The organism is Proteus myxofaciens ATCC 19692 (assembly GCF_001654855.1).
In the GTDB taxonomy this organism is placed as follows: domain Bacteria; phylum Pseudomonadota; class Gammaproteobacteria; order Enterobacterales; family Enterobacteriaceae; genus Proteus; species Proteus myxofaciens.
This window is the reverse complement of sequence record NZ_LXEN01000019.1, coordinates 15724-36085: the sequence shown is the minus strand read 5'-3', so window position 1 is coordinate 36085 and position 20362 is coordinate 15724. Positions and strand designations below refer to the sequence as shown.

The 20362-nt window shown below is 35.3% G+C and carries 20 protein-coding genes; 17 read left to right on the top strand and 3 right to left on the bottom strand.

Features of this window, described 5'->3' with window-relative positions:
* Positions 1-266 precede the first annotated feature (266 nt).
* Positions 267-1493, top strand: a complete 1227-nt coding sequence (locus M983_RS02455; RefSeq protein ID WP_066746523.1) for a two-partner secretion domain-containing protein — start codon at positions 267-269, stop codon at positions 1491-1493.
* A 117-nt stretch (positions 1494-1610) separates the two neighbouring features.
* Here the strand turns inward: M983_RS02455 and M983_RS02450 are convergent, their stop codons facing one another.
* The 3 genes from M983_RS02450 to flgA all read right to left on the bottom strand — a co-directional run bounded on the left by M983_RS02450 (position 1611) and on the right by flgA (position 3139).
* The gene (locus tag M983_RS02450) at positions 1611-2051 is read right to left on the bottom strand and encodes a flagella synthesis protein FlgN (RefSeq protein WP_083954524.1); all 441 of its coding nucleotides are present in this window, start codon (positions 2049-2051) and stop codon (positions 1611-1613) included.
* A gap of 13 nt (positions 2052-2064) precedes the next feature.
* Positions 2065-2364 (bottom strand): flagellar biosynthesis anti-sigma factor FlgM, encoded by a 300-nt coding sequence (gene flgM / locus M983_RS02445; protein WP_066746514.1) that lies wholly within the window; start codon positions 2362-2364, stop codon positions 2065-2067.
* A gap of 118 nt (positions 2365-2482) precedes the next feature.
* Positions 2483-3139, bottom strand: a complete 657-nt coding sequence (gene flgA / locus M983_RS02440; protein ID WP_066746511.1) for a flagellar basal body P-ring formation chaperone FlgA — start codon at positions 3137-3139, stop codon at positions 2483-2485.
* Between the two features lie 211 nt (positions 3140-3350).
* Between flgA and flgB the strand changes: the two genes are divergently transcribed.
* From flgB to M983_RS02360, 16 genes are all read left to right on the top strand, one after another.
* The gene (gene flgB / locus M983_RS02435; protein WP_066746508.1) at positions 3351-3764 is read left to right on the top strand and encodes a flagellar basal body rod protein FlgB; all 414 of its coding nucleotides are present in this window, start codon (positions 3351-3353) and stop codon (positions 3762-3764) included.
* Between the two features lie 5 nt (positions 3765-3769).
* On the top strand, positions 3770-4174 hold the full coding sequence (gene flgC / locus M983_RS02430; RefSeq protein WP_066746505.1) for a flagellar basal body rod protein FlgC: 405 nt from the start codon (positions 3770-3772) through the stop codon (positions 4172-4174).
* A 12-nt stretch (positions 4175-4186) separates the two neighbouring features.
* Positions 4187-5005 carry a flagellar hook assembly protein FlgD gene (locus tag M983_RS02425; protein ID WP_066746503.1) on the top strand — a complete coding sequence of 273 codons (819 nt, stop codon included), beginning with the start codon at positions 4187-4189 and terminating at the stop codon, positions 5003-5005.
* Between the two features lie 27 nt (positions 5006-5032).
* Positions 5033-6253 carry a flagellar hook protein FlgE gene (gene flgE / locus M983_RS02420; RefSeq protein WP_066746500.1) on the top strand — a complete coding sequence of 407 codons (1221 nt, stop codon included), beginning with the start codon at positions 5033-5035 and terminating at the stop codon, positions 6251-6253.
* 21 nt (positions 6254-6274) lie between these two features.
* Positions 6275-7030 carry a flagellar basal body rod protein FlgF gene (locus tag M983_RS02415; RefSeq protein ID WP_066746497.1) on the top strand — a complete coding sequence of 252 codons (756 nt, stop codon included), beginning with the start codon at positions 6275-6277 and terminating at the stop codon, positions 7028-7030.
* A 19-nt stretch (positions 7031-7049) separates the two neighbouring features.
* On the top strand, positions 7050-7832 hold the full coding sequence (flgG, locus tag M983_RS02410; protein WP_066746495.1) for a flagellar basal-body rod protein FlgG: 783 nt from the start codon (positions 7050-7052) through the stop codon (positions 7830-7832).
* A gap of 61 nt (positions 7833-7893) precedes the next feature.
* On the top strand, positions 7894-8637 hold the full coding sequence (locus tag M983_RS02405) for a flagellar basal body L-ring protein FlgH (protein ID WP_066746493.1): 744 nt from the start codon (positions 7894-7896) through the stop codon (positions 8635-8637).
* Positions 8638-8651: 14 nt separating this feature from the next.
* Positions 8652-9758, top strand: coding sequence for a flagellar basal body P-ring protein FlgI (locus M983_RS02400; RefSeq protein WP_066746487.1), 1107 nt, complete (start codon positions 8652-8654; stop codon positions 9756-9758).
* Positions 9758-10744 carry a flagellar assembly peptidoglycan hydrolase FlgJ gene (gene flgJ / locus M983_RS02395; RefSeq protein WP_066746485.1) on the top strand — a complete coding sequence of 329 codons (987 nt, stop codon included), beginning with the start codon at positions 9758-9760 and terminating at the stop codon, positions 10742-10744. The genes M983_RS02400 and flgJ overlap by 1 nt, the downstream gene beginning before the upstream one ends.
* 118 nt (positions 10745-10862) lie before the next feature.
* Positions 10863-12503, top strand: coding sequence for a flagellar hook-associated protein FlgK (gene flgK / locus M983_RS02390; protein ID WP_066746481.1), 1641 nt, complete (start codon positions 10863-10865; stop codon positions 12501-12503).
* Positions 12504-12534: 31 nt separating this feature from the next.
* Complete coding sequence (flgL, locus tag M983_RS02385; protein ID WP_066746478.1) at positions 12535-13479, top strand: flagellar hook-associated protein FlgL; 945 nt, start codon at positions 12535-12537, stop codon at positions 13477-13479.
* Positions 13480-14949: 1470 nt separating this feature from the next.
* On the top strand, positions 14950-15219 hold the full coding sequence (locus M983_RS02380) for a helix-turn-helix domain-containing protein (RefSeq protein ID WP_066746475.1): 270 nt from the start codon (positions 14950-14952) through the stop codon (positions 15217-15219).
* A gap of 430 nt (positions 15220-15649) precedes the next feature.
* Positions 15650-16204, top strand: coding sequence for a type 1 fimbrial major subunit FimA (fimA, locus tag M983_RS02375; RefSeq protein WP_066746471.1), 555 nt, complete (start codon positions 15650-15652; stop codon positions 16202-16204).
* Positions 16205-16296: 92 nt separating this feature from the next.
* On the top strand, positions 16297-16839 hold the full coding sequence (locus tag M983_RS02370) for a fimbrial protein (protein ID WP_066746469.1): 543 nt from the start codon (positions 16297-16299) through the stop codon (positions 16837-16839).
* A gap of 63 nt (positions 16840-16902) precedes the next feature.
* Entirely contained in the window at positions 16903-17601 is a 699-nt protein-coding gene (locus tag M983_RS02365; protein ID WP_066746466.1) for a fimbria/pilus periplasmic chaperone, read from the top strand.
* Between the two features lie 80 nt (positions 17602-17681).
* Complete coding sequence (locus tag M983_RS02360) at positions 17682-20354, top strand: fimbrial biogenesis usher protein (protein ID WP_066746463.1); 2673 nt, start codon at positions 17682-17684, stop codon at positions 20352-20354.
* Positions 20355-20362: the final 8 nt, after the last annotated feature.

Here is a 20362-nt window from a genome sequence, read left to right as displayed (position 1 = left end):
ATAATAAATATAAATCAGCTATTAACAGGGCTAAAAAAACTTTATTTTAGATAATAAAGGTGCATATTTGTTTTTATAATAAAAATCACTCCCTTTATGGTGAAAATAATTATCATATATTACTAAAAATGAAATGTTTTATTTATAATATTAAAAATAATAAAAACAATTAATAATAATACACGCCAAATATTTTTTTATTTCGTTTGATTTGGTTGTAAGAATAAATATTATTTGTTTGTTTATAATTTAACTATGGTAATAATATGAGTATTTTTATTAAAAAAACGAGTTATTTAATTATAACAACGTCTTTATTTTTCCCTCTTTCTGCATTTTCAGAAGCGTTAATAAGTAAAGATGAAAAGCTATCTAATAAACTTGCTGTTAATTATGAGAATGGTAAAGCAATTATAGATATAGAAAAATCAGATATTAAGGGAGTCTCTCATAATTATTATTCTCAATTTAATGTTGATAAGCACGGAGCAGTGTTTAATAATTCTAAAGATACAAATGCGACTTTAATTGTTAATGAAGTTACTTCTTTAAATAAATCAAAGTTGGCAGGGGATATTTCGGTTCTTGGAAGAATGGCTAATGTTATTGTTGCAAACCCTAATGGTATTCATTGTTCAGATTGTTCATTTAATGATATTCAAAATGTAACCTTAATTAATGGCGAAAGTGATAAACTCAATGTAGGAAAATATAAAATATCGGATAAAGGTAACATTATTTTTAGTCATGAAAATATTGATGATCATAAGTTTATTTTTGATAATATTAATCTTATATCTAACAGAGTGTTATTTATGAATAATGTTAATTTTCATGCTAACACCTTAAGTTTTTTTCATAATATTGAAAATAATTATTTATCTAAGCCAGATATGTCATCAGGATATAATAAAGGGGAATTAATAACATATAATTTAGCAATACTTAATATTGGACTTTTTAACTACTTAGCAAAGGATGCTAATTTTATTAATTTAGGTGTTTCAAATATAGGTGAAATAAATTACAATGCTCCTGGTAAATTATTAAATTTGGGGGAGTTTAATTTACTAAGTGGTCGCATTAAATCATATTTAGATGTACTTTCAGTTAACTATCCTGACCATGATTTTTCAAAGAAAGATAATAATATTAAATCTACAATGATGATAAATGCGCCAGGGGCACGTTTTACCGCTTATAATTCAAATTTAAATATTGATTTAAAAGATGGGAGTTTTATAAACAAAGGTTATGTACGATTAGAACATACCGTAATGAATTCTACTTCACGTAATTTCATCCATGATATTGGAGGAACTATGTTATCTAATCAGTCAATATTAAATATTTCCGCAACAGATAATGTAGAACTGAAAGGTATGATTCATAATGAATTAAGTAAAGATAAAATTAATATTATTAAAGGCCGTGTGATTAATATAAGTAAGGAAAATCAGAAAAAAGTTCATATTAAAAAATCACAATTTTAAATTCTATTAATATGATTTAAATCTTATAAATAGATAAAAATAATGCGCTATTAAAACTACTCATAGCGCATTATTGAGATATTCTAGTATTTTGAAAATATTGAAGAGTATTCACGATTAAACTTGAATTTTACGTCCCGCTAATAGGGAATGCTGTGCTTGTCCATCAGCGCCATAAAGTGTTGGGCTGTGGTTTTTTTTCAAAAATTCAATAGCTTCACTATTGCGTGAAATATGTTGTTCTAACAGTAATCCGTTATGATGATTAAGATTTTTTAACTCTGCCGTAATATCCATTATCTGTATCCATAAATCAGATAAAAATGGATGACCATCATAAGGTTTATCAATACCTGCTTGTTGGCTTTGTATGTGACGCTGTTGGTCTGTATGACCTAAAGCCGACAACACAAAATTCTTCTGTTCAGTTATTTCATGAAGTGCATTGATATCAATTGTGCCTGCACATAATAACTGTTGTTCAGCTCGTAAAATACCCGCAATGGCATTTAGCTGTGATAATTGAAGATCTAAGGTCTGGCGGAGTTCTTCCATCATAATCGTTAAATTTTTATTGAGTTATGCTTTCAGCAGCTTCGCGAAATAGCGCATCAGCGATTTTGCTGCTATCCATGGTTAATGTTCCATTAGCGATCGCTTCTTTTAAACGAATCACTTTTTCAACATCAATGTCTTTATTTCCAGGTTGAACAAGTTTTTTCTGTGCTTCACTCAGCTTTACGGAAATATCACCCGTAGATGTTTTTTGTCCAGTCGATCCTGCTTTACGTGTTCCTTGTGTACCTTCATTTAGGTTACGTTGAGAAACCGCGTTAATCGGAGGTAGTGGATTTGTGCGTTCAATACTCATAGGAAAATCCTTTGTTAGGCGTCAATTAATCGTCAGATGAAGCCATTGTAAACAACCTATGTGTTTTCGCCTATCATCTTACTCTTTATATCGGCGGTTAAGCTAAAAACTTTAGTGTTTAAAGTGGAACGCGAACAGTGCCATTTTCTAGTGCTTCACCCGTGACAATTTGACCTGATTTGACTCTTACTCTAATTGTTTCATTTTCTACTGCATTATTAATGGCTTTACCTTCATAACGTATTTGAAAATGGGGACCTTGTGCAAATACGGTGACGGTTTGTCCTGCTAAAATTGACCAAGGACGACGTATCATCGTTGAGGTTAACGGTTTTCCCGCTGAAATTTGTCTCATTGCAATCGCATTTTTAATAAGGACGGGATCGCGCAATACATCATAAGGCAATTTTTCAAGTGCACCTGTTGTGAGTGTAATTGCTGATTCTTTAATATTATCATCACGACTAATATTTTTTTTCGCCATTAAATATTGCCCATTCACACTCACATCAACTTGAATAAAACGACGTTGATTATCGCATTGAATAGGGATAGATAATCGACCCCAATTACGCGAACCAGCATGACGCTGTATTTCTTGGTATTGACAAACAGGCCATTTATCTTCAGACGTTAAAACAGATACCGTGACTTTATCGCTAGGCTGATGCAGCGTAACAAAGAAATCTTGCAACTCTTCTGGTAGTGATTTAGCAAAGCTTGTATTCACCATAAAGAAAAAAGCAAAAAGACCGATATAAGTTCTTACTGACATAGTTTGTGTCACCTTACTGTATTTATACGCTAATTATGAATTTGTACTTATTTAGCAACAGTAGTGTACATTGTCTTTACTGACCTTAAACGCATAAATAGCAATCCAATTTACGTCTATTCCTCCAATCATCTTTTTTTTGAGCGATTATTCTATCAACTGAAATTGTTTTATCAGCTGAGGTATGTGGCATAGCCACCAAGGATAGAAGATGCTCGATAAATTAGAAAACACGTTTCATTTTCAACAAGAAGCACTTTCATTACACAATAAACGCCAAGAAATTTTAGCTGCGAATATCGCCAATGCAGATACGCCAGGTTTCCAGGCTCGAGATATTGATTTTGCTTCAGAATTGAAAAAAACCATAGAAAACGGACGCACTGGTAGTCATGGGCTTCAATTAGCGATGACATCAGACAGACATATTCCGATTAAGCCAGGTTATCGATTAGAGGCTGACTTACTTTATCGTGTTCCACATCAAACAGCGATGGATGGTAATACGGTTGATATGGATATGGAACGTAGTAATTTTGCTGATAATAGCCTTAAGTATCAGGCTGATGTGACATTTATTAATTCACAAGTTAAAAGCATGATGGCTGTATTGCAACAAGGATAAAGAGTATGTCTTTATTTAGTATTTTCGATATTTCAAGTTCAGCACTTTCGGCTCAATCACAACGTTTAAATGTTAGTGCCAGCAATATGGCTAATGTTGACAGCGTGACAGGTCCTGATGGAGAGCCTTATCGTGCTAAACAAGTTGTTTTTCAACTAAAAGCCGCTGCTGGCCAAGAAATAGGTGGTGTTGGCGTTACTGATGTTGTTGATTCTCCTGAGCCTTTTCGCTTGGAGTATCAACCAGGAAATCCATTTGCTGATGAAAAAGGCTATGTACGTAAATCCAATGTTGATGTTGTCGGTGAAATGGTAAATACGATTTCTGCATCAAGAAGTTATCAAGCCAATGTTGAAGTGATGAATACGGCAAAATCACTGATGCAAAAAACATTAATGATTGGTCAATAAGGAGCGTAAATTGTGGGTATTTCTGCCTCAATGAATGAACCTTATGATAATACGATTGTTGGGGAAGCACCTTCTTCTTACCATACTAAAAAGAATGGTAGCGATGATATTAAAGGAAATTTCCTCAATCTTCTTATCGCTCAGATGAAAAATCAAGACCCCACTAATCCAATGCAAAATAATGAACTAACAACACAGTTAGCTCAAATATCAACCGTTGAAGGTATCGAAAAGCTAAATAAAACGGTTAATAACATAGTGGGGCAAATTGATCAAAGCCAAGCATTGCGTGCATCTTCGTTAGTTGGGCGCGGTGTCATGGTATCAGGCGACAAAATTGTTGTGTTTCAACCAACAGATGGTAAAGGTGAAACGGATGTATCTGGTGATAACAAAACACCTGATACACCCCACGAGAAAACCCGCGAAAAATTGGGCACCTATAAAACTGACGCGACTGATACACCTACCACAGAAGGTGACCACCTTTTTTCAACACCTTTTGGTTTTGAATTACTTAGTCCTACTGATTCTCTTACCATCACTATTTCAAATAAAAATGGTGAAACGGTTCGCACAATCAAAATGGATAAAAAGATGCTACCGGATGTTTATAACTTTTCGTGGGATTGTACTGATGAAAATGACGATCCTGTGCCTGTTGGAAGTTATAAATTTACCGTTAACGCCACGCTTAATGATGCTCAAGTTCCTATGAAGACTCTAAATTATGCGCTGGTGAATAGTGTGTCCATGGTAAACGGTGAAGCGAGGCTTGATGTCGGCTTAGGTAATACTGTTTCATTGGATGAAATTCGTCAGGTTCTTTAATCAACACATATTCAATATGGAGGGCGCATGTCCTTTTCTCAAGCAGTAAGTGGTCTAAATGCAGCAGCTGCGAATTTAGATACTATCGGTAATAATATTTCAAACTCAGCAACCTACGGCTTTAAAGGTGCAAATGTCTCTTTTGCTGACGTATTTGCAGGTTCTGGTGCGGGTCTTGGTGTTAAAGTTGCGGGTATTAGCCAAAACTTTAAAGATGGAAATATCACAACCACTAATCGTCCAACGGATGTTGCGATTTCAGGTGGTGGTTTTTTTCGTATTGAAGACAGTAATGGCGGCGTTTTTTATTCTCGTAATGGTGAATTCGGTAAAGATAAAAATGGTTATCTGACCAATATGCAAGGTATGCGTATTACCGGTTATCCAGTTCAAAGCGTCGATGGTAAAAATGTTGTACAAAAAGGTGCAACACCAACACCTATCATCATTCCGACTGATATGATGAATGCAAGTGCAACCGATAAATTGGATATAACGGTTAACTTAAACTCAGGTGAAGAGAAAGTGGATGCAATAACACATCCTTTTGATCCTAAAGATAATGACTCTTATACCTGGAGTACAAACTCGACCACCTATGACAGTTTAGGTAATGAGCATAACATTAACTTATTTTTTGTGAAAACGGACGATAATAAATGGCAGGTTCATGCTCAAGATGTCACGACAGGTGATGCACCAAAAGATTTAGGTACATTAGTTTATAAAGATAATGGTGTACTTGATGAAGCGGCCACTAAAATCAACGCGTTTACTTCCACTTCTTTTAAAGGTTCACAAGCAATGAATATTGCGGTGAACTTTAATGGTAGTTCACAACAAAAAGTAGCAGAATCTAGCGTTTCCAAACTCGCACAAAATGGTTATCAAGCGGGTGAATTCACCAATTTCCGTATTGAAGCTGATGGCTCTATTATGGCAACTTATTCTAACCAACAAAGCCAAGTTGTAGGTCAAATTGCATTAGCTAACTTTGCAAATCCAGGGGGATTAAATTCTCAAGGTGACAATATGTGGTCTGAAACTAATGGTTCAGGTTCACCTATTGTGGGTGTAGCGGGATCGGGTGTCTTTGGCAAATTAACTAATAATGCATTAGAAGCATCTAACGTTGATATGAGCCAAGAGCTTGTCAATATGATTGTTGCTCAACGTAACTACCAATCAAATGCACAAACCATTAAAACACAGGATCAAATCCTGCAGACTCTGGTTAGTATGCGTTAATAACGCGGGGAATAATCTGTTATGGATCATGTGATTTATACCGCAATGGGCGGCGCTAGGCATTCGATGGAAAATCAATCGGTTGTCGCGAATAACTTAGCAAATGCATCAACGCCAGGATTTAAAGCACAGCTTAGTGCCATGCGCGCCGTTCCTGTAAAGGGTGATACCTTACCAACACGTACATTAACAGTAGAGTCAACACCAGGTAGCGATCAAAGCCAAGGAACGATGAATTATACCGGTCGAGCTATGGACGTTGCATTAAGTGATAGCGGATATCTCGCTGTTCAACTTGATGATGGCACTGAAGCATATACACGTAACGGTAATATTGAACGTAATGCTGACGGCATGTTGATAGTTCATGGACGCTTATTAATGGGGGATAATGGTGCGATAGAAGTCCCTCCTCAAGCTGATGTCAGTATTGCCGATAATGGTATTGTGACAGCACATGTCCCGACTGATCCACCGAAAATGTTGGGTCAGATTGGTCGTCTTAAATTGGTTAAACCTGAACAGAATGATTTAGTGCGTGGTGATGATGGATTATTCCATCTTTCGCCACAAGGTACTGAGCGTGCTGGTGGTGAATTACCAGCAGATGACACCATTAAGGTATTTGCAGGAGTGCTTGAAGGCAGTAACGTTAATCCAGCAGAAGCCATGGTCGATATGATAGCAAATGCAAGACGTTTCGAAATGCAGATGAAGATTATTCATAGTGCAGACGATAATGCTCAACGAGCTAACCAATTGCTATCAATGAGTTAATTAGTGTAAGGGGATGACGATGATCCGTTCTTTATGGATTGCTAAAACTGGGTTGGATGCACAACAAACTAACATGGATGTGATTTCCAACAACCTCGCAAACGTCAGCACTAATGGCTTTAAGCGCCAACGTGCCGTTTTCGAGGATTTACTATATCAAACTATTCGCCAACCAGGAGCTATGACATCTGAACAAACCAATGCGCCTTCTGGTTTACAAATTGGTACAGGTGTTCGTCCTGTCGCCACTGAGCGTTTACACAGCCAAGGTAACTTAGCACCAACAAATGGTACACGTGATGTGGCGATTAAAGGGCAAGGGTTCTTCCACGTTCAACTACCTGATGGTACTGATGCTTATACCCGTGATGGTGCATTTCAAATGGATCAAAATGGACAATTAGTGACAACAAGTGGTTTCCAAATAGTCCCTGCGATTATTCTGCCAGAAACGGCGAAAAAAGTGACGATTGGTCGAGATGGTACTGTTAGTGTTGAAATTGAAGGTTCTACCGCACCACAGCAAGTGGGACAACTAACGCTGACTACTTTTATTAATGACAGTGGCTTAGAAAGTGTGGGTGAAAACCTTTACTTAGAAACAGCGAGTTCAGGTGCTCCAACAGAAAATGCACCGGGTATTAATGGCGCTGGTTTGCTATATCAAGGTTATGTTGAAACATCAAACGTCAATGTGGCTGAAGAGTTGGTCAATATGATCCAAACTCAGCGTGCTTATGAAATTAATAGTAAAGCGATTTCAACATCCGATCAGATGTTACAAAAACTGACTCAGCTTTAATTTCATTGGTTTATTTGCCTGACAGCATTCTGTCAGGCGCATTACTAAAAGAGTATCGAAGATGGATACAAAGGTCATTACTGACAATCTTGGGGCAAAAAAGCTTAGTGTCAGATGGCGTCGTCACCAACGTTTAAGTACAGCTTTGTTGGTACTGACACTAGCAGGATGCGCACAACTACCAAGAAAACCCTTGGTAGAAGGAAGTACGACGGCAGTTCCAACAGCACCAATGGCACCTGCACCTAATGGCTCTATTTTTCAGGCAACTCAACCCGTTTATTTTGGTTATCAACCCTTATTTGAAGACCGACGACCTAGAAATATAGGTGATACATTAACGATTACATTGCAAGAGAATGTTAGCGCGAGTAAAAATTCATCAGCTAATGCTAGCCGAAATGGCAAAGCAGGCTTTCTTGCATCAATTACACCTCGTTTTATGGAAGGGTTATTTGGTAATAGTCGTGCTGACATGGGTATGGAAGGCAATAGTGACTTTGGTGGTAAAGGTGGCGCTAATGCGAATAATACCTTCAAAGGTACCATTACGGTAACGGTCGATCAGCTATTAGCAAATGGCAACTTACATGTAATAGGTGAAAAACAGATATCTATTAATCAGGGAACGGAATTTATTCGTTTTTCAGGCGTTGTTAATCCACGCACAATCAGTGCGGCAAACTCTGTCAATTCAACCCAAGTTGCTGATGCTCGCATTGAATATATCGGAGATGGTTATATCAATGAAGCTCAATCAATGGGATGGCTACAACGCTTCTTCTTAAATGTATCACCTTTTTAATGAGTAGGTTCTAGATGAAAAAAATAGCGATTAGCCTTTTCTTTATCGTGATGACATGTGTCGGCTTTTCCGCTCATGCCGAACGGATCAGAGATCTCACTTCCGTTGAAGGTGTGAGAGAAAATGCGCTGATTGGTTATGGTTTAGTGGTGGGGTTAGATGGAACGGGTGACCAAACAATGCAAACTCCGTTTACCACGCAAAGTCTGAATAACATGCTCTCACAGCTAGGTATTACAGTACCACCAGGTACAAATATGCAACTTAAAAACGTTGCAGCTGTAATGGTAACGGCAAAATTACCGGCTTTTGGTCGTTCAGGACAAGCTATTGATGTGGTTGTTTCCTCATTAGGTAATGCAAAAAGCTTACGTGGAGGCACGTTGCTAATGACTCCATTAAAAGGAGTCGATAACCAAGTTTATGCTCTTGCTCAAGGAAATATCCTTGTCGGGGGAGCTGGTGCTTCAGCGGGTGGAAATAGCGTTAAAGTCAATCAATTAGCAGGTGGCCGAATAAGTAATGGTGCAACGATTGAACGCGAATTACCGTCTCAATTTGGTCAAGCGGGATTATTAAATTTACAGCTTAATGAAGAGAATTTTACGCTAGCGCAAACTATCTCCGATGCTATCAATAAATTACGTGGCGTAGGTACGGCTGTTCCATTGGATGCTCGTACTGTCCAATTACGAGTCCCTATTGGTAAAAGTGAACAAGTGCGCTTTTTAGCGGAAGTACAAAACCTTGATATTAAACGTGTTATTGCAGATGCAAAAGTTATCTTAAACGCAAGAACAGGTTCCGTTGTAATGAATCGTGATGTGACGCTAGGAAACTGTGCAATTGCACAAGGCAACTTATCCGTTACTGTAGATAGTCAAGTAAACGTGAACCAACCTGATACGCCATTTGCGGGTGGTAGTACAGTCGTGACACGTAATACAACCGTTAATATGAATGAACAAGGTGGTTCGTTACAAAAAGTAAACGCAAGTGCGAGCCTCAATGAAGTTATTCGCACATTAAATGCATTGGGTGCAACGCCAACCGATTTAATGTCGATATTACAAGCGATGGAAAGTGCGGGTTGTTTACGTGCGAGATTGGAGATTATCTGATGAAAGATTTATCAATGCTATCTTCTATGCCAAACATTTCTTCACCGGCATATGACAGTAATGCACTGAATAAACTCAAATATCAGGTTGGACAAAGTAACGATAAACAAGGACTGCGCCAAGTGGCGCAGCAACTTGAGGGCGTCTTTGTCCAAATGATGTTAAAAAGCATGCGAGAAGCGATTCCTCAAGAAAGCATGTTTAATTCAGAAAGCACCAAAATGTATACCTCTTTATATGATCAACAAATCTCCCAAGACTTAGCAAAAAAAGGATTGGGATTTGCTGACATGATTGAAAAACAGCTTTCAGCTAATGTGACGCTTGAACCTAGTGAAATGGCAGGCAAAACACCTATGCCACTTGATAACACTGATATTTTCCAATCAATGCCAACACAAGCGCTAGAACAGGTTTATCGCGCAATGAAACCTTATCAAACCGCATTTGAAAGTACGATTGGTAAGTTAAAAGGATTATCTGAAAGTAGTACATCTTTTGCATCTAGATTACTAGGCCCAGCGAAACAAGCAACAGAAGGTACAGGTGTTCATCATTTGTTAGTTGTTGCTCAAGCTGCTTTAGAATCGGGTTGGGGTAAACGCGAAATTTTAACAGGTGAAGGTAAGCCAAGTTATAACCTATTTGGTATTAAAGCAGGGGGTAATTGGAAAGGGCCTGTCACCAATATTATGACAACGGAAGTGATAGACGGTAAATCTATCAAGATCCGTGATAATTTCCGTGTTTATGGCTCTTATGTTGAAGCAATTCAAGATTACCTGAGATTACTCACTGAAAGCCCAAGATACGCTAAAGTACCACAGGCTCAAACACCTGAACAAGCGGCTTATCGTATTCAAGAAGCGGGTTATGCAACAGACCCTAGTTATGCCAAAAAATTGGTCTCTATTATTGGGCAGTTAAAAGGCAGTGGTGAGCAAGTCGCGAAAACATATACTCACGATTTAAGCGAACTTTTTTAATGATTTTTCTCTCAAGTTTAGAGAGAAATTACCGATAATAAACATCAGAGCATTTAAATCAATTGCCCCGTTATGCTCCGTACATACGGGATATGACTAAACGTAAAAGGATAGACAAATGTCCAACAGTTTAATTAATACAGCGATGAGCGGACTTAATGCGGCACAAGCTGCGATGAGCACTATCAGTAATAACATCGCTAACTCAAACGTAAAATGGTACAACCGCCAAATGACTGTTTTTAATGAAAACGGTGGCACGATGACCAGTCACGGTTATATCGGTAATGGTGTTAATGTCAGTCGTATTCATCGTGAATATAATGAATTTCTTGCTGATCAAATGAATCGTGCAACGGCAAAGCAAAGCGCGTTGAATAGTTATACAAAAAATATTTCGCAAATTAACGATTTGTTAGCAGATAAAGGGAACGATGTTTCATCTGCAATTGATGATTTCTTTACGAGTTTACCTAACGTCACAAATAATGCAGAAGATAACCCTGCAAGAACAACCGTGATTGGTAAAGGTGAAGCGATGGTGAACATGTTTGCTAAAGCCGACCAATCTCTACGCGATTTAGAAAAAGATATTAATAATCAAGTTACAAACACGTCTAAAAATATTAATGAATACACTAAACAAATCGCAAAATTAAATAGTGAAATTAGTCGTGCTAAAGGCTTTAATGGCGCTGATCCTAATGATTTATTAGACCAACGTGATCGTTTAATTCAAGAATTAAATACATTAGTTGATGTTCAAGTTACACAGCAAGACAGTGGCTTTGTAAATGTCACCTTTGCGAATGGTTTACCTTTAGTTTCAGGTACTCGTTCATATGAAGTTTCTGCCATTCCATCAGAAAAAAATAGCGAGCGCCTTGTTATTGGTTATAGCAATGGTATCGATGAAGTCCGTGAAGTTGATGCAAAACGTATTAAAGGTGGTGAATTAGGTGGCGCATACCGCAGCCGCAGTGAAGTGTTAGATTCTAGTAGGAATCAACTAAATCAACTGGCCTTAGTCTTAGGCGATCAATTTAATAAACAGCATGAACAAGGTTTCGACCTTAACGGCGATAAAGGTGAGAAATTCTTTAACCTTGGTGGTGCTCATGTAATGCCTAATGGCAAAAATAAAGGTGATGCGAATTTCACCGTTGATTATACGGATACTAAGCAAGTTAAAGCTGCTGACTATACAGTTACCTATGACGGAAGTAAGTGGAACGTCACGGTTGAACCAGGTAGCCGTAAATTTGAAGCAAAACCTAATACGAGTGGTGAATTAGAGTTTGAAGGAATGAAAATCACTGTGTCAGGTACACCGAAAGCAGGTGATTCTATTGTTGTGCAACCTGTTGGTAATGTGATTGCAGGTATGAGTGTTGCTATCACTGATCCGAATAAAATTGCAGCTGCGGGCGCAAAAGATACTGGGCCTAGCGATAATGACAATATGAAAAAGTTATTTGAATTACCTGATGAAAAAATTATTGATGGTAAAACAACAATTGCTGGTGGTTATGGTTCATTAGTGAGCATGGTCGGTAATAAAGTCAATACTGCTCAAGTTGATTTTGACGCACAAGTTTCTATTACCAAAAGTATTCAGCAACAGCAGCAATCAGTTTCAGGTGTGAACATGGATGAAGAGTACGGTGAAATGTATCGTATTCAAGAATATTACATGGGAAATGCAAAAGTTATTCAAACAGCAAACAGTATGTTTGATGCAATTATGCAAATTTTCTAAGTAAACCTTCATCAGAATAAGGAGTAACACTGTGCGTTTAAGTTCAAATCAAATTTATAATCAGCGGATGGATAATATTACCTCTTCGCAAAGCAAATGGATGACTGAAGGTAATCGAATTTCAAGTGGTCGTCGTGTTGAAAAACCTTCTGATGATCCGATGGCTGCATCTCAAGCGGTTATGGTTAAACAATCTGAAGCACGTAATCAGCAATATGCCACAGCGCGTGGATTTGCAAAAAATAGTATGTCTTTGCAAATGAGCTTAACCAATGAAATGGTTAATATTACAACTAAAATCCAAGAAACCTTAGTTGCTGCTGGTAATGATGCAACACTTAGCGATGAAGATCGCTCATCTCTGGCTGATCAATTACAAGGTTTAAAAGACCAACTTGTGGGCATTGGTAATACAAAAGATGGCGTTGGTCGCTATATTTTTGGTGGATTTAAATCAGATAAACCCCCTTTTGTCGCTGATACTACAGGTAAAATCACTTATCAAGGTGGTGATAAACAAATCTCTCAAAAAGTTGATAGCAATATTGAGATGATAACTAATTTTACAGGGATTGAAACTTTACAATCTTCTGGTAGTACGGGTTCAGCACCTGATATTTTTGAAGCACTGGATTCTGCTGTGACTGCATTACGTACTCCGTTAAAAGGAGCACCAAATAGCGATCGACAGGCTGCGCTAGATAAAATTGATAATGCCAATCGAGTCAATCGCAATACACTAAATAATATTTCTAGTGTAGAAGCTAAATTAGGTTTACAGCTTCAAGCGCTTGATAGTTTAGATGATTTAGGTGCAGATTCTTCACTGAGAAATTCAAAACGTCTAAGTGAGTTACGCGACTTAGATTGGACTCAAGCTATTTCTGATTATTATCAGGAAGAGTCTGTTTTACAAGCTTCATATAAAGTGTTTAACGATATGAAAGGTATGTCAATGTTCTCTATGTATCGCTAGTTTTTAGTACTGTCTCGCGACATTTTGATATCTCCCCTGGTTATCTTTTTATCAGGGGATTTTTTTATACTTATTGAAAACAATAGATGACTCTATTTTTTTAATACCAAGAATCAGATATTTTCTTATGTAGATGAAGTTTTAAAGTGATTATAAAGATAAAATTGTTTTACCTTTTTATAAAGGTATGAACCATAATTGCTTTAATATCAATATTTTCATCAACACGATAACAGCATAAATCAAAATCAAGGCCATTTCTATGGAAAGGAATATTAACAGTAAGATTCTCTAAAATAATAACAAGGTTAGGCGTTGGTATATTACTACGAATAAGATTAATGATTTCAATATGATTTACCTTCTTGTTGCTAAAGAATAATAGTTAACAATATAGTCGCTATTTTCTTTACGAATTACAAAGGTGCGAACTACCTCCTGTTACTTCAAGAATATAATACGCCTCTTACCTGGCAACTGATGTACGTGAATTTTAGAATAAATAAGCATTGATAGCCAAAATTAAAATAGATTCATTTTAATGAGATACCTGAAAAATGAATTATATGAAATCTTAAAAAATGATTATTGTAATATTAATGTACTGCTAAAACTAAGCGTAGTATAAAAAGTTATTTAAGTATAATTACTTACATTATTAACATATTAAGTGTTTTTTTTTAGAAAATATATTTTTACTGAACATTTATGATATTAGAAAGTGTAGGTAAAAAAGTAATATCTAAATTGATATTTAAATAAGCTTTCACACAAAAAATATTTAATATATATAAAAGTATTATTGTTAAATTCTAATTAAGATAAATCCTACCGCAAGTTGTTGCTTATTTAAATTATATAAAATAGTTTAATACTCATTATAAGATAATTGTCTTTTTCAATTGTTATTATTGATATTACAAACAATAATAACGTCCAGTAGCGACACTCATTTAAAGATATCTACTGTAAATTCAGGCAGATAAATCAATAAATACTATTTTTGTTTCTATTTTTATATTTATTTCGTTGATTAAACCAATGTGAAAATAATTATATTTATTTAAGTTTTGAGTAAAAATAAATCATAAAAAGTTTAATGGAATTAATACTTACAAAGTAATGCTTTTTTTATTCGCTTATTTGATTAAATTTTTGATAAATAAAGGTTTTGGTTTAATTAATATAGCATTTAACGATCGCTGAGTGGCTTATTGATAGTTAATATCTATCAAAATTTGTTTATCGATCGATAATAACGTGTTTACACTTATTATTTATAAATTTACATTATTAAACAAATCAATGAATCAACAATAAACAATCGATAGATATATAAATAATAGTAATCAAGCAACAGTCTTAGTGGTTGAATAATGTTTAATATTTATAAACAGGGTGATTTTACTATTATTTTTTTATTTATAAAATTTACCTAGTGCTATAAAAATAGATGAACAGGTTGTTAAGATGAAAAGAGAACGTTGTGAAGTATTGCGTAAAATAATCGGAAAGTACATTAGAGATGCTCGCATAAAAAAATCGCTATCAGGTGAGCAATTAGGATTATTATTGCATGTTAGCCAACAACAAATATCAAGATATGAAAATGCAAATACAAGCATTAATATTGAAACACTACATGTTATTTTACAAAAACTGGATAAAGATTGGGGTGATTTTTTTTGTAATGTCTTGAGTGAGTATGAAAAAAACAATGTAACCTATACTCGGGACTGAGGTTAAGAAAAAATAGAGTAATTAAGGTATTTGTAGAATTTAAAAATTTACTTTATATAGGTAAGAATTTTTATTTGTTCATTAATTATTTCTTAAATTTAAGAAAGTATTTTTTATATTTACTAATAAATGATTTTTGATTTTTTTAATAAGAATGTTTTTGTTGTGAATATTTTGTGTTTTTATAAAGGCTAAGTGAAAATAAAATAGTATTTATATTAGTCTCATTATTTAGCTAAATATACTTAGTGGTTTTTATTTATTAAAATTAATTTAGTAAAGAAAAGTATTAGTGCTGAGTTTAATTAGCTATGTATTTATGTAAATAAAAATAAGTTGTAAGAGTAGGGTTGATGTATTGATTAATATATTAACTTTTTGTTTGTGTAATTAATATATTACGTATTATCCACATATAAGGTAGGAAATAATGAAAGTTAAATCTTTAGCACTTGTTTTTTCAATTTTAACAGTTAGTTCATTTGCAACATTAGCAGAAGATGCAGTTAAAACAACTGTTAATGGCGGGACTGTACATTTTAAAGGTGAATTAGTAAATGCAGCATGTGCTGTGGATGTGGGATCAGTTGATAAAATGGTTCCATTAGGACAAATTCGTACCGCTAGACTTGCTAAATTAGGTGATACAAGTTCAGCTGTTAATTTTGATATTCAACTTAATGATTGTGATACAACAGTATCAAAAACTGCAAAAATTGCATTTACAGGCGTATCTTCTGGTTCTGCAAATCCAACAGTGATACCTGTAGCATCTTCAGCCTCTGGTGCTGCAACTAATGTTGGTGTTCAAATCCTTGATAGCAAAAGTGTTCCATTAACTCTCGATGGTTCAGGATTTGGCAGTGCAATTACGTTGCATGATGGTTCTAACTCATTACCGTTCCAAGCACGTTACTTTGCATTAGGTGCAACGACTGCCGGTGTTGCTAATGCTGATGCTACATTCGCAGTACAATATGAATAAGACTTCCAATACATAATACGTAAAAGGAATATATAAGATTCAATAGACCAAGGATGGTTATTATTTGGCAAATACTAAAAAGGTGGAAGTTTATGAAAAAGCTAATGCTTAGTCTACTCATCCTTTTTTCTTTATCTCTTCAAGCAGGAGGTGCGAATTGGAAAGTAGAGCTTCCTGGTGGCGAAATGCGCTTCTATGGGGAATTAATTGCAGAAGCTTGTAGTGTTGCAATATCAGATCAATCCATGATTGTAAATATGGGGCAATTAAGTACAAATAAATTAACTGCTCCTGGGCAAGATTCTGATCCTATAAAGTTTGATATCCATCTTCAAGAATGTAATCACGAGATTAGTAAATTCGTATCTATTACTTTTTTAGGCGTTGCCAATGATATTAATCACGATATTCTTTCTGTCGATAATGGAGATGATTCAGCTAAAGGCGTAGGGATAGCTATTTTTGATTCAAACAATAATTTAATTCCAATTAATAGTTTGCCTATGAAAGTTGCCTTGCTTAATAAAGAACGCGAGATGACCTTGCATTTTATGACTAAATATCGCGCAACTAGTTACAATATAATGGGTGGAAAAGCTGATGCATATGCAGATTTTTTACTTACTTATGAATAAGAATACCCAAAAATGAACAAGTATTATTTTTAATATTTTTAGTAAAAAAGGATTAATATAAATATGAAAACTGCAATAACCCGAAAAATTATTACTGCTTTATTAATAATATTTTGTTCAAGTATTTCAATACAGGCATATGCAGGTATTGCTTTAGGGGCAACTCGTGTTATTTATCCTGCGGATCAGAAACAAGTAAAGTTATCTGTTATAAATAATGAAGATAATGGAATTTTTCTTATTCAATCTTGGATAGAGAATATAGATCATCAAAAAAGTGATCAGATGATTATTACACCACCATTATTTACAATGAATGGAAAAAAAGAAAATACATTACGTATTATCGACGCAACAAATAATCAATTACCTAAGGATAGAGAAAGTATATTTTGGATTAATGTTAAAGCTATACCAGCAACAGATAAATCAAAACTAAATGAGAATACTTTGCAACTAGCTATTATTAGCCGTATAAAATTATATTATCGTCCTACTGGGTTATCGATTTCACCAGAAAAATCTGTGGATGAGCTACGTTTTAAAAGACAATCAGCATCACTTATTGCGATTAATCCAACCCCGTATTATATGACATTAACTGAGTTAACAATAGGAAAAACTAAATTGGAAAATACGCTAGTCGCTCCATTTAGTGAATCTACTATTGATGTTCCAAATAATGCAAATGGAGATGTTAGTTACCAAACAATTAATGATTATGGTGCGCTAACGCCTAAGCGAATTGGGAAAATGCAATAAGAAGTTTTTATTCATAAGTATAGTGAAACTTATTTTAATTAAATAATTTACTGATCAATATTATTTAGGTCGGAGGGGTTATGTCGTACTTAGTATCTAAAAAAAGGTTATTAGTAAGAAATGAAAAAAAATATTTTAGATACAATTCGAAGTTCCATTTTCCGATTGTTGTATTAACATTTTTTATTGGCTTTAGCTTATTTCCTTTTGAGACTAAAGGCGAGGGTGTTTATTTTAACCCACGATTCTTAGGTGATGATCCTTCCACAATAGCTGATTTATCTACTTTTGAAAAAGGACAAGAAGTTCCAGAAGGGACTTATCGTGTTGATATTTTTCTTAATGGTACTTATACAGTTACGCGAGATGTTCGTTTTATACTTGATAAAAAAAGTGAAAGTTTATCGCCTTGTTTATCGAAAGGTGAAATGGTTAGGTTGGGAATTAGCACGCTAGCGCTTTCTAAAATAGAAACGCAAACTCTCGATACTAAAAAAACTATCGATACTAAAAATAATACTTGTCATTCTTTGGTTTCACAAATAAAAGGTTCAACTGCGGTATTTGATGTTGGATTACAACAATTAAATATTACAGTTCCACAAATATTTATGAATAATGACGTACGAGATTTTATTCCTCCTGAATTATGGGATTCAGGGATAAAAGCCGCAATTTTAAACTACAATTTGACAGGCAGTACTACACGTAATCAGACGGGTAAGCATTCTACATACACTTATCTCTCTTTACAAAGTGGTGTGAACTTAGGAGCGTGGCGTTTTCGTGATAATTCAATATGGAATCACAGTACCAGTGGTTCGGGTAATAGAAAAACCAGTTGGGAACATATTGCTACTTATATTGAAAGAGGAATTAACCAAATACGTTCTCGTTTAACTATTGGTGATAGTTATACTACAAACGATATATTTGAAAGTTTTAATTTCCGAGGCATTCAACTAGCTTCTGATAAGAATATGCTACCTGAAAGCTTACGTGGTTTTGCTCCTGTCATTCGAGGAGTTGCACGAGGTACAGCAGATGTATCTATTAAGCAAAATGGCTATGAAATATACCGTAACACATTTCCACCAGGACCTTTTGTAATAGATGATCTTTATTCAGGTGGAAATAGTGGTGATCTTGAAGTGACTATCACTGAAAAAGATGGTTCAAAAAGAACCTTCACAGTACCTTACTCATCAGTACCACTATTACAGCGTGAAGGGCATACAGAATACGCCGTAACATTGGGTAACTATCGTTCAGGTAATAGCCAGCAGAATAAACCGGTCTTTTTACAAGGGTCATTATTGCATGGTTTATCAAATGGTTGGACATTATATGGTGGAATGCAATTAGCTAATCATTATCAATCAATTAATGCTGGTATTGGTAAAAATATTGGTGCATTTGGTGCATTATCTATCGATGTCACTCATGCTAACTCTGAATTGCCTGATGATAGCGATCATCAAGGTCAATCAATTAGATTTCTTTATAATAAGTCTATAAGTGAAACAGGCACATCTATTCGATTAGCAGGTTACCGTTATTCAACAAGTGGTTATTATTCATTTGCGGATACGACATATAAACGCATGAGTGGACGTACTGTTTTAACTGAAGATGGTTTAGTGGATATAGAACCGAAGTTTGCAGATTATTATAACTTGCTCTATAACAAACGCGCAAAAATTCAGCTAAGCCTGACTCAACAAATTGCTAAGCAAGCAACAATGTATATAACGGGTAGCCATGAAACATATTGGAATACTAATAAATCTGACCGGCAGTTACAGGTAGGAGTTAATACTCAATTTAAAGGGGTAAATTTAGGAGTAAGTTACAGCCTATCAAAAAATTCTTGGCAAGATGAAAATGATCAATTATTAGCCGTGAATGTTAATGTCCCCTTTAGTAATTGGTTACGTTCTGACAGTGATTCTATATGGCGTAATGCTAATGTCAGCTATAGTGGCTCTCATGATTTAAAAGGTAGAATGAATAATACAGTGGGGTTATTTGGGACGCTACTGAAAGATAATAACTTAAATTATAGTGTACAGACTGGTTATGCTGGTGGTGGGCATGCAAATTCATCAGGAACCAGTAATACTTCACTGAATTACCGTGGTGCATATGGTAATGCTAACATCGGTTATAGCTATAGTAATAATTATCGCCAAACATATTATGGGATTAGTGGTGGCGCTATTGCGCATGCTAATGGTGTTACATTAAGTCAGCCATTGAATGATACCGTTATTTTAATTAAAGCACCTGGCGCTAATAATGTTCGTGTTGAAAATCAATCAGGGGTTGCAACTGACTGGCGAGGCTATGCCGTTATTCCTTACGCGACAGAATATCGTGAAAATCGTGTTGCTCTTGATACAAATACTTTAGCTAATAATGTTGATCTTGAAGATTCAGTCATGGATGTTATTCCAACAAGAGGGGCAGTAGTACAAGCTGATTTTAAACCTAAAGTAGGTGTGAAAGTCTTAATGACTATCTTCTATAATAATAAGCCTATACCGTTTGGCGCTACTGTTTCTTTAGAAAATAATCAAGGAGGAAGTATTGCTACAGAGGGTGGCCAAGTTTATTTAACGGGTTTACCTCTTAAAGGTCAACTCACTGTAAATTGGGGGGAGGAAGCAGATAAAACTTGTCATGTAACTTACTCTTTACCAGAACAAAGCCAGTATGAGTTAATCAGCAAATACCGTGCTGAATGTCGCTAAGGGGGAGT

Bases quoted from the DNA above. Each gene is read 5' to 3' on its own strand.
- M983_RS02455 (WP_066746523.1), top strand. From the start codon at position 267: ATGAGTATTTTTATTAAAAAAACGAGTTATTTAATTATAACAACGTCT.
- M983_RS02450 (WP_083954524.1), bottom strand. From the start codon at position 2,051: ATGATGGAAGAACTCCGCCAGACCTTAGATCTTCAATTATCACAGCTA.
- flgM (WP_066746514.1), bottom strand. From the start codon at position 2,364: ATGAGTATTGAACGCACAAATCCACTACCTCCGATTAACGCGGTTTCT.
- flgA (WP_066746511.1), bottom strand. From the start codon at position 3,139: ATGTCAGTAAGAACTTATATCGGTCTTTTTGCTTTTTTCTTTATGGTG.
- flgB (WP_066746508.1), top strand. From the start codon at position 3,351: ATGCTCGATAAATTAGAAAACACGTTTCATTTTCAACAAGAAGCACTT.
- flgC (WP_066746505.1), top strand. From the start codon at position 3,770: ATGTCTTTATTTAGTATTTTCGATATTTCAAGTTCAGCACTTTCGGCT.
- flgE (WP_066746500.1), top strand. From the start codon at position 5,033: ATGTCCTTTTCTCAAGCAGTAAGTGGTCTAAATGCAGCAGCTGCGAAT.
- M983_RS02415 (WP_066746497.1), top strand. From the start codon at position 6,275: ATGGATCATGTGATTTATACCGCAATGGGCGGCGCTAGGCATTCGATG.
- flgG (WP_066746495.1), top strand. From the start codon at position 7,050: ATGATCCGTTCTTTATGGATTGCTAAAACTGGGTTGGATGCACAACAA.
- M983_RS02405 (WP_066746493.1), top strand. From the start codon at position 7,894: ATGGATACAAAGGTCATTACTGACAATCTTGGGGCAAAAAAGCTTAGT.
- M983_RS02400 (WP_066746487.1), top strand. From the start codon at position 8,652: ATGAAAAAAATAGCGATTAGCCTTTTCTTTATCGTGATGACATGTGTC.
- flgJ (WP_066746485.1), top strand. From the start codon at position 9,758: ATGAAAGATTTATCAATGCTATCTTCTATGCCAAACATTTCTTCACCG.
- flgK (WP_066746481.1), top strand. From the start codon at position 10,863: ATGTCCAACAGTTTAATTAATACAGCGATGAGCGGACTTAATGCGGCA.
- M983_RS02380 (WP_066746475.1), top strand. From the start codon at position 14,950: ATGAAAAGAGAACGTTGTGAAGTATTGCGTAAAATAATCGGAAAGTAC.
- fimA (WP_066746471.1), top strand. From the start codon at position 15,650: ATGAAAGTTAAATCTTTAGCACTTGTTTTTTCAATTTTAACAGTTAGT.
- M983_RS02370 (WP_066746469.1), top strand. From the start codon at position 16,297: ATGAAAAAGCTAATGCTTAGTCTACTCATCCTTTTTTCTTTATCTCTT.
- M983_RS02365 (WP_066746466.1), top strand. From the start codon at position 16,903: ATGAAAACTGCAATAACCCGAAAAATTATTACTGCTTTATTAATAATA.
- M983_RS02360 (WP_066746463.1), top strand. From the start codon at position 17,682: ATGTCGTACTTAGTATCTAAAAAAAGGTTATTAGTAAGAAATGAAAAA.